Here is a 12,137-nt window from a genome sequence, read left to right on the forward strand (position 1 = left end):
GACCCCCGACCACCCGGAGGGCCACCCGCGGGTCCGCCCCACAATGGCGGGCCCGACCCCCGACCGGCGGCGGCGCGAGCACCCGACCCGGCTGGCCCAGACGCCGAGCCCTCCCTGTGGGAAACCCACCCGCCGCTCAACCCGCCGCCGCCCCGACGAACCCCCTGACCCGCCACCCCGGCCCCCGCCGGGGGCCTTGCCATGCGTGCTGCGTGCCTGACCGGGACCAGCGCGTGCGCCGGGTGGGCCCGCTGGGACCGCGACAGGCGGTTGCCCCACCCGTTGCCTCATGCTGGTATGCAGGGCGCACTATTGGCCTCGACACCTCGTGGTCGCCCCACTCAGGACCGCGCTCACCAGCGGCTCGTCGGCCGACGACGCACGGCGTCTTGCGCGCCCCAGATGGCCGCGCACGCGACCCCGATCACGGCCGATGCCCTGGGCGCGTGGCGCGTGGCGCGGGGCGCGGGGCGCGCCCACCATGGTGGCAAGCGTCTGGACCTCTCGACGCCTCCGGGCAGCCCGAGGTGCGGGACGCGGTGGTCGGGGTTGCCCCCATATCTAGACATCGTCCGATGCCAGTCAGCCGCTGGGCGGCGGAAGGTTGCGCAGCTCGACCCGTTCGGCGGGGTAGCGCACCTCCAGTCGCAGCCGGCCGCCGGTGGCCGTCACGTAGCGCCCGAGTGTGGACAGGCGCAGGTCGGGGCGACGCTCCAGCTTGGACACGTCCGACTGGCTGATCCCGAGCCGATCCGCCACCTGCGTCTGGGTGAGACGCCGGCGGCGGCGCAGCTCACCGAGGCCATCGGCAGCGCTGTGCCCGTGCCGGCCGCTGCTGCGTCGCCGCTCGATCCAGTTCCGCCACAGCCTGCTCGTCCCGTACATGGGGTGGGCATCGCACAGGTCGAGGACCGTGGCCGCAAGCGGCCCATCCGGGTCCTGCGCGATGCGCCGCAGCAGCGGCGCCCACGCCTGGAGGTCCCCGCGGTCCAGCAGGTCGTCGAGCGCGGCAGGGCCCAACTCGTCGATCAGCACGTCGTCGCCGTAGTCGAGGTGGCGGAAGGACGTCATGGCCGCTCCTCGGCGATGCGGTCCAGCACGCTCGCGGCGAGCCGCTGGCACTGCACAGCCACCGCGTCCCAGTCCTGCCACCGCGCCTCGAGACGGCGGTAGCGTGACAGCTCGACATCGTCGAGATCGTAGGGTCGCGGCTCGGCCAACTGCTTCACCACCTGCGTGGCGATCCGTGCCCCCCCAGGTCCTTGCTGGTCGGCGTAGAAGTCGTCCATCGACAGCACCACCTGCGGTGCATCCGGACCGAGCCGGTCCGCCAAGGCGACGACGTCGAGGTAGTCGCGGGTGGCGTTGCGCGTGAGTGCCAGCCAGGCCTTCACGCGCAGGGCTTCGGCAAGTGTCGGGACCAGGAGCGGCTTGCCGCCAACTTGGAAGCGCTCGACCTCGAGGGGACGCCGCCGGACGAGCTGGCGTACGCCGGTCTCGATACCGTCGAGGCTGCCGAGGATCAGCACGGGACGTCGGACCCGGGCGGTGACCCACCCCTCGGACGCCTCGAGCGCTTCGAGAACCTGATCGAAGCGGTCCCGCAGGTCCATCAGCACGTGATCGTGGTCGAAGGAGACGCGATGGCTGGCATGTGCCGCTGCGCCCGTCCCACCCACGAGCACGGTGTCGGGCACGAGCTCTTGGAGACGCGCCGCTGAGCGCAGGACATCCTGCCAGGCCGGCTCGGGTTCGGTCCGGTCGGAGGCCATCGCCACTCCTGGGAAATAGTGAGTCAAGACACTATAGCGTCAGATCACTACTCGTGGAGCGCGGACGGGCGAGCATGGCGCCGCTGCGGCAAAGCCTGGCCCGTTGCAAACCGCCGCTCACAGGAGCGCGGTGGTCACCACCGCCCCGACCAGCGCCACGAGCACCGCCACCAGGATCGCCCACGTCTGCTGCGCCATCGCCCGCGCCTGTGCCGCGAAGCGCTCGTCCATGCGCGCGATCAGGCGGTGCTCCAGCGCCTCCATGCGCGCGTCCAGACGCTCCTCCAACGCCCCCATGCGCTCGTCCACCGCGTCGATGCGGGCGTTCAGGCGCTCCTCCAGCTGGAGCAGGTCATGCTTGGTGGCCACGTCGGCCCACCCCACCGGCGGCAGGTAGCCAAACAGCGTCTCCGCCGGCACGGGCCCCAGAACCTCCTCCACACGCGAGAACAACTCGTGACGGGCACGCTCGTCAAGCGCCATTGTCCACCCCCTGCCATCAACCGCAACCGGGACGGATCATCCCACAGCCCTCCCCGCCACGCCCGACTGCGGTGCCGAGCCTGGATCACGCTCCGACGTTTTTTGCTTGCGGGCCGTATCCAGCGGGGGGCCTCGTGCGCTGTCCCGGCATCTGCACACCGCAATCCCAGCCCACGAAGCAGAGGAGCAGCACATGCGACGCATAGCCATTCTGGCCCTGACCGCCGCCCTGACGGCCGGAGGCGCCTCCGCGGCCCTGGCCCAGCCCGGCCCCCCCAGCGACGTGCCGGCCCCCGCCGCCGAGGCCGGTGGCTCCGCCGAGACCGGCGAGACGAACTCCGCGGACGGTCGCGCACGCGCCAGCGGCCAGGCCGGCTTCGAGGTGCCGGCCAATGGCGAGGCCAGCGTGGACGGCCGCGCATTCGGCCAGGCCCGCGCGGCAGAGGCCCGCGAGCGCGGCGGGGACGACGACGCTGAGCCGCAGGGCTCGCCCGCGACCGGCCAGCAGCGTTCCGCCGAGGCCCGCGCACACGCGAGCGAGCGCGCCGGCTTCACCGTGCCAGCCAACGGCGCACCCGAAGACCGTGACTCTGTCGAGGAGAGCGACTCCATCGACCCGGACAGCCTGCCCGACGCCGGCGAGCTCCCCGAGGGCCTGCCCGAGATCGACGGCACAGAGCTTCCCGACGAGGCCCGCGGCGTCCTGGAGTCCCTGCTCGCCAGCCTCACCCAGGTCCTCGAGACCCTGGAAGAGCTGTTCGGCCTGACACCTGAGGTCCCGTAACCCTCCCCGGCTCGCGCAACCAACCGCGCCGTGTCTCTCCCCTGGGGCACGGCGCGGTTCACTCTTGTCGCGCCATCGCCGGTCAACCCGGACCTGCCCAGCGGCGGGCGCACCCGGCCTCCACCGCAGGGCGGTTGGTGTCAGCAGGAGGCTCGGGCCGCGATGAGGTACGCCACGGCCATCGACGGCCACGTGCCCAGCAGCGCCCTATGCGGGCGGGACCGCCTCGTCGACCTGCACGCTGGCCGCCAGGCCTGACCGTCGCAGCGCCTCGACCGCCTCCGGGGAGAGGGTCAACGCGATCTGGGGCACGCTGTCGAAGCGACGCTCGACGACGTGGTCGGTGCCCGCCAGCGCTGCGAGAACCCGGTCCTGCTCGCGGCGGATCGCGGCTCGCTGCGCGGCGGCCGCGGCCGGGTCCTGCTCACCTTCCGGCGTGAATGCCGCTCGCACGCCCACGATGACCCGCACCTGTCCGGCCGCCTCGGCGGCCTGCGCGAGCGCCTCGAAGTCGGCGTCGCTGGCTTGGGGCTGACCGGGCTCGGCGGGCTCGGTGGGCGCGGCGGTGACCGGGACACCCGCGTCGGGACCCGGCTCGTCTTCTGTGGCCTGCCCGCACGCCGCCGCCAGCACCGCGAGCACCCCGAACACGAGCAGGCGCCCACCCCGCCGACCTGCCCGGTGCCGGCTCACCGGAACGGCTACTCGTCGCGCTCGCCACACGCACCTCATGGCGCCTGGGCCTGCCACCAGGCGATGGTGCGGGCCAGGCCATCGTCGAGGCCGACCCCGGCGGTGAACCCGAAGCGCTCGCGGGCGCGGGTGGTGTCGACCATGCGCCGGGGCTGCCCGTCGGGCCTGGAGGTGTCCCAGCGGATCTGCCCGTCGAAGCCGGTGTGCGTGGCGATCAGGCGCGCCAGCTCGGCGATGCTGACCTCCTCGCCGGCGCCGATGTTGACGGGGTCGGGGCCGTCGTAGCGCTCGGTGGCGTCCACGACCGCGCGGGCGGCGTCGTCGACGTAGCAGAACGCGCGGGTGGCCGCCCCGGTGCCCCACACCTCCACGAAGGCGTCTCCGGCGTCGCGGGCGGCGACGAACTTGCGGATCAGCGCGGGGATGACGTGGCTGGTCTCGGGGTCGAAGTTGTCCCCCGGCCCGTACAAGTTGACCGGCAGCAGGTAGATGCCGTTCAGCCCGTACTGGTCGCGGTAGGCCTGCAGCATCACCAGCAGCGCCTTCTTCGCGATCCCGTAGGGCGCGTTGGTCTCCTCGGGGTAGCCCGCCCACAGGTCGTCCTCGCTGAAGGGCACCGGGGTGTGCTTGGGGTAGGCGCACACGGTGCCGACCTGGACGAACTTGGCGACCCCGACCCGGCGGGCCTCCTCGATCAGGTGCAGGCCCATGGCGGCGTTGGCGTAGAAGTAGCGCCCGGGGTTGGCGCGGTTGGCGCCGATGCCGCCGACCTCGGCGGCCAGGTGCACGACCACGTCGGGGCGGGTGGACGCGAGCAGGTCGCGTACGGCCGCCTGCTCGGTGAGGTCGTGCTCGGCGCGGCGGGGCACCGTCAGCTCGCCCACCCCGCGGTCGCGCAGCACGGCGCAGAGCCGCCGGCCGAGGAACCCCGCGCCGCCGGTGACCAGGACGTGTGCGCGCGTCAGGTCCACCTAGCCGGGCCTGCCCGTGCGCCACTCGACGACGCGGTGGCCCGCGTCGACCAGGGTGCGCTCCTGGCGGGCGATCTCCAGGTCGCTTGCGACCATCATCGCCACCAGCGCGTCGAACGTCACGGTGGGCTCCCAGCCGAGCACCCGGCGGGCCTTGGACGCCTCGCCCTGGAGCAGGTCGACCTCGGCGGGGCGCAGGTAGCGCGCGTCGATCTGGACGTAGTCGGCCCAGTCGAGGTCGAGCGCGCCGAACGCCGCCGCGCACAGCTCGCGCACCGAGTGGCGCTCGCCGGTCGCCACGACGTAGTCGCCCGGCTCGTCCTGCTGCAGCATCAGCCACATCGCGCGGACGAAGTCGCCCGCGAAGCCCCAGTCACGCTCGGCGTCGAGGTTGCCGAGGTAGACGGTGTCCTGCAGGCCGAGCTTGATGCGGGTCGCCGCGCGGGTGACCTTGCGGGTCACGAACGTCTCGCCGCGCCGCGGCGACTCGTGGTTGAACAGGATGCCGTTGGAGGCGTGCAGCCCGTAGGCCTCGCGGTGGTTGACCGTCTGCCAGTAGCCGTAGGCCTTCGCCACGCCGTAGGGGCTGCGCGGGCGGAACGGGGTGGTCTCGGTCTGGGGCACCTCGGCGACCTTGCCGAACATCTCCGAGCTCGACGCCTGGTAGAAGCGCACCGGCCGGTCGAGCTGGCGCACCGCCTCCAGCAGCCGCAGCGTGCCGAGCGCGTCGATGTCGGCGGTGTAGATCGGGTTGTCGAACGACACCGCGACGTGGGACTGGGCGCCCAGGTTGTAGATCTCGTCGGGTTCGATCTGCTGGAGCAGGCGGCTGAGGGCGTTGGCGTCCGCCAGGTCGCCGTAGTGCAGGATCAGCCGCGGGTCCTCGTGGGGGTCCAGGTAGAGGTGGTCGATGCGCTCGGTGCCAAACGTCGACGCCCGCCGCACCAGGCCGTGCACCTCGTAGCCCTCGTCGAGCAGCAACTCGGTGAGATAGGACCCGTCCTGCCCGGTGATACCGGTGATGAATGCCTTCACGAGGGGGGCTACGATGCCCGGCTGCTCCCGGTGGCGCAAGGGTGAGCCCGCCCAGGCGACGCGGCTCGGGGCCGCCGTGCACAGCGGCGACCTGCCTGCGCGCCAGACCCGCCTCGCAAATCGAGTACGCCACCGCCCACCCTGCGGACATCGACGGTCCCATCGCGCGCAACGCACGCCGGCGCGTGCCGGTGACCCCCGTCCGGACTGTGACCTACGATGATCGGCAACGCCGATGCCGGTTCGGGTGGCCGCGTCGGCTCCATCCGACGGAGTGGGAAGACCATGGGGAACGAGCTTCTTCGGGTCGCGTACGGGCTGGACCGTCTGCTCTGGCAGGAGCCCGACGAGGACCAGCTCGACGTCTGGGATGTGACGTTGCAGATCGGCGAGATCGGCGAGCTCGGCGAGCGCGACGAGCGCGACGACGAGACCGAGGTCCGCTGGCAGCCCATCGCGCGAGCCGTGCTGTACGGCATCGACGTGGACCGGTGCCTGCGCGTCGGTGAAGCGCCATTCGACGTCGCGGACGCGCACTCGGCCGACGTCGCCTACTACTACGAGCATGTCCTGGATGTCGGCGGCGCCTTCCAGCCTGACGTCGAGGACGAGCTCGAATGGCCACCGAGCAGGGTGCTGTTCCTGCATGACGTCAACGTGGACCCGGGGCTTCGCCGCAAGCGCTACGCGAGTCTGCTCGTCGCCGACGCCATCCTCACACTGGCGCCACTGGGCACCGCGGTCTTCGCCCACCCGGGACCGACCGATCGTGACTCGGATCGCGACGACGACCTCGGACGCCTCCGCTCGGAGACCGAGAACACCCGCTTCCTGGCATCCCTTGGCTTCCGGCCCTTCCGAGACCGGATGTGGCTCCTGGACCTGGCGAGGGAGGACACGGCCGAGACCCTCGGCGCGATCCGTCGTGGGACCTCACACGCGTAGGCCGGTCGGCGCGCGCTCGGCGAAGCAACCGATGTCCATCCCCACTCCCTGGGTCGCTGCACCGGTGGTGTACGGTGCGCTCCTGCGCGCGCCTGGTCGTCGGGCCGCACCGAAGCCGGGGTGTGACGGTGGGTCGTGTCCTGCGGTGGGGGATCCCCCTGTGCGTCGTGCTCGTCGCCATCGGGCTGCTGCTCGTCGACGACGAGGTGGAGGATGGTCTTGGCGCGCCGGCGGGTGACCGGCCGTCGCCGGTGGCCGCCTCGGGCGACAAGCCGTCGGGCGCGCCGGCGGGGACCTGGACCGAGAGCGCCTGTCCGGTCGACCCGGGCGACACCGACGTCGCGGTGACCTGCGGGTACCTGTCGGTGCCGGCCGACCGCGCCGACCGCGCCGACCCCGACGACCGCGCCGACCGCGCCGACCGCGCCGACCCCGACGGGGCGACGATCGACCTGGCCGTGGCGGTGCTCCACGCGCTCGAGGAGGGCCACGCCGATGCGGTGCTGTACCTCACCGGCGGACCCGGCGGGTCGGGGCTCGCCGAGCTCGAGGCGTGGACCACCGACGGGCTGCTCGCCGGCCGCGACGTGGTCCTGCTCGACCAGCGCGGCACGGGCTGGTCACGCCCGTCGCTGGGCTGCCCCGAGCTGGCCGAGGCCGACGACGACTTCAAGGCGCTGCGATCCTGCCGTGACCGCCTGGCCGGCGCCGGGGTGGACCTCGACGTCTACCGGACCGCCGAGATCGCCGCCGACGTCGCCGATCTGCGCGCAGCGCTCGGCTACGACGAGTGGAACCTGTGGGGCAGCTCCTACGGCACGCGGGTCGCCCTGGCGGTCCTGCGCGACCATCCCCAGGGGATCCGGTCGGTCGTGCTCGAGGGCGCCTATCCGCCCCAGGTCGACGCCTACGCCGACACCGTCGCCGCCGGCGTCGCCGCAGTCGAGGGCCTGATGGACGCCTGCGCGGCCGATGCGACCTGCGATGGCGCCTACTCCGAGCTGTACGCGACGTTCGTCGACGCGGTGGTGCACCTGGACCAGGACCCGGTCGTGCTCGACGACGACACCGAGCTCGACGGGCTCGGGTTCGCCGAGGCGGTGGTGGCCGGCCTCGGCCAGTCCGCCGCGGTCGGGCTGATGCCCGCCTGGATCGCGGCGATCGCCGACGGCGGGACCGAGCCGCTGGAGGCGCTCGTCGAGCGGCGCGGACGCACCCGGGACGGATCCGACAGCGACGGGCTGTTCTACCTCGTGGAGTGCGCCGAGGAGATCGCCCACTCACGCCTGGCCGAGGTCGACGCCGAGGACGTGGCCGACGTCCTCGAGGTCGACCTCGACGACGTCGTCGCGGCGTCGCAGTCGGCGATCGTCGCCTCGACCGTCGACGCGTGCGCGCTGTGGGCGCCGCCCCCCGTCGACGCCGCAGTGCGCCGACCCGTCACCAGCGACGTCCCCGCCCTGGTCATCTCCGGGGCGCTGGACCCCCAGACCCCCCCGTGGTGGGCCGAGCAGGCCGCCGCCGGCCTGCGCAACGGCCACCTGCTGATCGCACCCGGCATGGGCCACGACGTCATCGACGCCCACGTCTGCCCGCGCGGGATCTTCGAGGCGTTCATCGACGACCCGACCGCCCCGGTCGACACCGCGTGCCTGGCCGCCATGACGGTGGAGTTCGCCCCGCCCGGCTGAGCCGACGTACCTGATGCTCACGTGCGGTGCCCGTCAGAACTCGAAGGGCTCGCGGCACTCGCCTGAGCCACCGTCGAAGGCGGCCCACTCCACGTCGGGGCCGTTGTGGAACTCACCGCCAAGAGGCGCAACCGGATGTGGCGTGCCCCGAGGTGCTCGTCGGCCACGGCCACCACCGCCTGGGCGGAAGCACGCGTACAGGGAGGAAACCGTCTGAGCCTTTGCTCTAGGATGACGGGGGCGAGGCGAGAAGGGGCTGGCATTGTCTAGGCGCGACCGGCTGCGGCTGCGGCGCCGGCCGGGCGCGCGGGCGGCCGGCTCGCTGGCGGCAGCTCCCGAGCTGCTGGCCGCCTACCGCGCCATGGACTCCCGGGTCGCGCCGTTCACGGCGATCCTCGCCACGGCCTCGGTGCCCGCGTTCGTGGAGGCCCTGCGGGGGATGGGCGCCACGGGTGAGGTCGAGGGCCTCGTCGCGGGACTGGAGGCGGCCGACGCCGACAACCCGGTGGATGCGCTGACGGGCCTGGACGCCGACGTGGTCACCGCGGCCCTGGCGGTGCTCGACGCCGAGATGCTCGCCGTCGCCGACGATCTGCGGGCCCTCACCCGCAAGCGCCTGCTGCGCTGGCGCCCCACGCCACCGCCGGCCCGCCCCGCGGCGGACGGCGAGGAGACGATCGAGGCGCTCCAGGCGTCGTGGCGGGAGTGCGCGGGCGTGCTGGACGCCGCCGTGGCGAGCATCTCGGCAGCGGGCCGAGCGGTGCTGACCCTCGGGTTCCTCGGCTGGGACGAGTGGCGCCGCGACCTGGCTTACGTGGTCACCGTCCGCGGGCCCTACCAGTCCCGCCGGATCGGCCCCAAGCCGAGCCGCAAGCGCCGCTCCCTCAGCCGGGCCGCACGGCTGAGCACCTGCGTCGGCGAGCAGCAGCGGATCTTCGCCGCCGACACGGACACCACCTTCCTGGAGGCGGCGACCAGCCCCCTGGGCGAGGCGCGGACCCGCTGCGCCGCGACGCTCTGCCGCCTGGAGCGGGAGGTGACCGCGCACCGCGACGCGCTGCGGGACGCGTGGACCCAGGCCGAGGCGGCGGCGGTCGCCGCGCTGGCCGACGTGCGCCGACAGGAGCGCGCGGCCCGCGAACGTCGCGAGGACGACGCGGCCGCGAACCGGGCCGAGCGGCAGGCCAAGCAGGCGGCGGACGCCGTCGAGGAGCTGGGCGGGCTGCGCCGCGACGTCGAGGCGTTCCACGCCGAGTGGCCGCTGTCAAGCGCAGCGGCGGGCGATGCGGACTGGGTCGAGCTGCGCCGGCGGCTCCGGGGCGTCGGTGGCGAGCTGCCGGTGCACAGGCTCCCCAAGGAGGCCGCAGGCGACGTCCTGCGCGTCCTCGCCATGGTCGCCGGGAGCGCCGGGAGCGTTGGCACCGATGCCGCCGCGGCCGCGTTGCGCGACCTGCTGGACCTCGAGCACGGCCTCGCCGAGCGGGAGCGTGCGCTGGTCAAGGCGATGGCCGAGCTGCCCGTGGGCGAGGAGGCCCGCTCCCAGTCCGTCGCTGTTCGGGTTCGGCTGCGCACGAAGGTCAAGACGGTTGGCCTGTCACCACCGCGATTGCAGTGCACCTACCGTTGGATCACCACCAACTGGGCGGCGCTGCGCCCGGTACTGGCCGCGCACGCCCCGGCGCAGACCCGCGCGCTCACCGACGTGCTACCCGCCTTGGAGAAGCTGATCCCTGGTGGCGAGACCGCGGGGCTGCCAGCATCACCGAGGCTCGGACCGCGATGAGGTACGCCACGGCGGTCGGCCACCTGCGCCGGCTGGCGGAGGCGCTGGCCGAGGACGCGCGGCTGGCGGAGGCGCTGGCCGAGGACGCGCGGCTGGCGCGGGAGCTCGGCGGGCAGACGCCGGTGGTGCTCGCGGCGTATGCGTTCGGCGACCTGCTGGAGGGCCCCCAGCGCCTGGAGCGCTCCGATGTTGCGCTGGTCGTTGACCGCACGGCCGACGAGCTGCCGTGGGGCGCCGAGCCGCCCGCGGTGCGGGGCCTGTTCGAGCGCCACCGCCTGGACCGGGTGCCGCTGCGCTGGTGCTGCGTGCCCCGCGACCGGCCCGTGGCCAACCACCGCATCACCGGCCCGGTGCGGGTCTGGTCGCTGGCGGGGCCTGACGAGGAGGCGCTCGACGCGCTGGCCGCGCGACGCGCCGAGCACCTGCGGGAGCGGGCGCCGGATCCCGACGAGCAGGCCCGGCGCCTCGCGGCTGAGGCCGCCGCGAGCCTGGCCGAGCTCGACCGCCTCGTGCACGGCCATCGCGGTGACCCCCGCGCGATCGCCGAGGAGCTGTTCGACCTCGCGGCGCCTGTGTGGGACCTGCCGCGCCACCGGCGGCTGGGCGAGGCGGTGGGCCGCCGGTCGGGTGCGGATGTCCTCGCCGTGATCGACGAGGACCCGCTGGGCGAGGTGGCCCAGCTCGCCGGGGAGGGGCTGCTCGTCGCGCTCGCCGGGCCCCATCCCGAGGCGGCGGAGCTAGCCCAGCGGTGCGCGCGGACCCTGCGCGAGCGCGACTGGGAGGGCGACACCGAGCTGGCCGAGGACCTGGAGGCCGCGCTCGGTGCGGGCCCGGTGCCGGCCCGCCGGGCGGTGCCGGTCGACGCCGGCGAGGTCGGCGCGCACCTGGACGGCGGCGGGCCCGGGGAGCCCGCGTGGCGCCTGGAGCTGGCCACCGGGGAGCTGTGGCCGGTCCTCGACGATTGGGAGGCGAGCACCGGCGAGGACCTGCCCGGCGACTGGGAGGACCCCGACGCGTGGCTGGCCCTGGATCCGCACGGCTCCCGGTACGCCTACCGCGACATGGTGTCGTTCGCCGCCACGGTCGCCGACCGGCGCCTGGCCGACCGGCTCGGCCATGCGCTGGAGGGCAGCGAGGTGTTCCGCCGCTTCCGCGACGTGCTCGCCGACCGCCCCGACGAGGAGGGCCGCTGGCGGGTCTTCTCGGCCGAGCGGGTCCGCGGCAGGGGACGCGCCTGGCTCGCCCTCGAGGGCTACCGGCCCGCCTGAGCGCTCGCCCGCCGCTCGTCGTTCAGTTCAGGCGGTCGCAGCGGGTCGAGTGGGCGGCATACGCCGATGCACGACCTCGCACGTCGGTAGGCTGGCGCTGTCCACAGGCGGCGCGTGTGGAGGCGTCCCATGGCACAGACCCCCGCCGCCGCGTGCAGGACATGGCCGAGGTCCGGGTCCGTCCGCTGCGCCGCTGCCGCGCAGGTCGCGCAGGTCGCGCAGGTCGCGCAGGTCGCGCAGCGCCACGGTGACCCCGCCCACCGCGTCCGCTGACGTCGAGTACAACTTGCTGATCGAGCAGGGCGTGTTCGACACCGACGAGCGGGTCCAGCTGCTCGACGGGCAGCTCGTAGCGATGAGCCCGCAGAAGGCGCCGCACGCCGGCATCGTGGAAGCGCTCAACGAGCGGCTCGTGCCCGCGCTCGTCGGCACGGCGCGGGTGCGGGTGGGCCTGCCCATGGCCGCCGGCGAGCACTCCGAGCCCGAACCCAACCTTGCCGCGGTCCGAGCCCCGCGACCGCCACCCTGAGCGCGCCCTGCTGGTCATCGAGGTGGCCGACACCTCCGTGGGCCTGGACCTCGGCCTCGACCTCGGCCTCGGGCGCAAGGCGCGGATCGACGCGGCGGCCGGCGTGCCGGTCTCTGGCGTGCCGGTCTCTGGCGTGCCGGTCTACTGGGTGATCGACGTCACCCGTGACGTCGTCCACGTCCA

General features: G+C 73.9%; 12 protein-coding genes. 6 read left to right on the forward strand and 6 right to left on the reverse strand.

What is annotated here, in order from left to right; all coding sequences use genetic code 11:
- Window positions 1-582: 582 nt before the first annotated feature.
- From WD250_02450 to WD250_02460, 3 genes are all read right to left on the reverse strand, one after another.
- Complete coding sequence (locus WD250_02450; GenBank protein ID MEX2619058.1) at window positions 583-1,071, reverse strand: helix-turn-helix domain-containing protein; 489 nt, start codon at window positions 1,069-1,071, stop codon at window positions 583-585.
- Window positions 1,068-1,772, reverse strand: a complete 705-nt coding sequence (locus tag WD250_02455; protein ID MEX2619059.1) for a hypothetical protein — start codon at window positions 1,770-1,772, stop codon at window positions 1,068-1,070. Before WD250_02455 ends, WD250_02450 begins: the two co-directional genes overlap by 4 nt.
- 117 nt (window positions 1,773-1,889) lie before the next feature.
- A complete protein-coding gene (locus WD250_02460; protein MEX2619060.1) occupies window positions 1,890-2,255 on the reverse strand; it encodes a hypothetical protein in 366 nt (121 codons plus the stop codon).
- A gap of 193 nt (window positions 2,256-2,448) precedes the next feature.
- Here WD250_02460 and WD250_02465 point away from each other — a divergent pair, with 193 nt between their 5' ends.
- Window positions 2,449-3,039 (forward strand): hypothetical protein, encoded by a 591-nt coding sequence (locus WD250_02465; protein MEX2619061.1) that lies wholly within the window; start codon window positions 2,449-2,451, stop codon window positions 3,037-3,039.
- A 207-nt stretch (window positions 3,040-3,246) separates the two neighbouring features.
- Here the strand turns inward: WD250_02465 and WD250_02470 are convergent, their stop codons facing one another.
- The 3 genes from WD250_02470 to gmd are packed head-to-tail and all read right to left on the reverse strand — an operon-like array spanning window position 3,247 to window position 5,738.
- The gene (locus WD250_02470; protein MEX2619062.1) at window positions 3,247-3,732 is read right to left on the reverse strand and encodes a hypothetical protein; all 486 of its coding nucleotides are present in this window, start codon (window positions 3,730-3,732) and stop codon (window positions 3,247-3,249) included.
- Between the two features lie 35 nt (window positions 3,733-3,767).
- Complete coding sequence (locus tag WD250_02475; protein ID MEX2619063.1) at window positions 3,768-4,703, reverse strand: GDP-L-fucose synthase; 936 nt, start codon at window positions 4,701-4,703, stop codon at window positions 3,768-3,770.
- The gene (gene gmd / locus WD250_02480) at window positions 4,704-5,738 is read right to left on the reverse strand and encodes a GDP-mannose 4,6-dehydratase (protein MEX2619064.1); all 1,035 of its coding nucleotides are present in this window, start codon (window positions 5,736-5,738) and stop codon (window positions 4,704-4,706) included.
- 285 nt (window positions 5,739-6,023) lie between these two features.
- Between gmd and WD250_02485 the strand changes: the two genes are divergently transcribed.
- The 5 genes from WD250_02485 (at window position 6,024) to WD250_02505 (ending at window position 11,954) form a co-directional block, all read left to right on the forward strand.
- Complete coding sequence (locus WD250_02485) at window positions 6,024-6,683, forward strand: hypothetical protein (GenBank protein ID MEX2619065.1); 660 nt, start codon at window positions 6,024-6,026, stop codon at window positions 6,681-6,683.
- A gap of 122 nt (window positions 6,684-6,805) precedes the next feature.
- Window positions 6,806-8,374: an alpha/beta hydrolase gene (locus WD250_02490; protein ID MEX2619066.1), complete on the forward strand. Its 1,569-nt coding sequence runs from the start codon at window positions 6,806-6,808 to the stop codon at window positions 8,372-8,374.
- Window positions 8,375-8,636: 262 nt separating this feature from the next.
- Window positions 8,637-10,157, forward strand: a complete 1,521-nt coding sequence (locus tag WD250_02495; GenBank protein ID MEX2619067.1) for a hypothetical protein — start codon at window positions 8,637-8,639, stop codon at window positions 10,155-10,157.
- Window positions 10,154-11,425, forward strand: coding sequence for a hypothetical protein (locus tag WD250_02500; protein MEX2619068.1), 1,272 nt, complete (start codon window positions 10,154-10,156; stop codon window positions 11,423-11,425). The genes WD250_02495 and WD250_02500 overlap by 4 nt, the downstream gene beginning before the upstream one ends.
- A 247-nt stretch (window positions 11,426-11,672) precedes the next feature.
- The gene (locus WD250_02505; protein ID MEX2619069.1) at window positions 11,673-11,954 is read left to right on the forward strand and encodes a Uma2 family endonuclease; all 282 of its coding nucleotides are present in this window, start codon (window positions 11,673-11,675) and stop codon (window positions 11,952-11,954) included.
- The last annotated feature ends 183 nt before the right edge of the window (window positions 11,955-12,137 follow it).

Source organism: Egibacteraceae bacterium (assembly GCA_040905805.1).
In the GTDB taxonomy this organism is placed as follows: Bacteria; Actinomycetota; Nitriliruptoria; order Euzebyales; family Egibacteraceae; genus DATLGH01.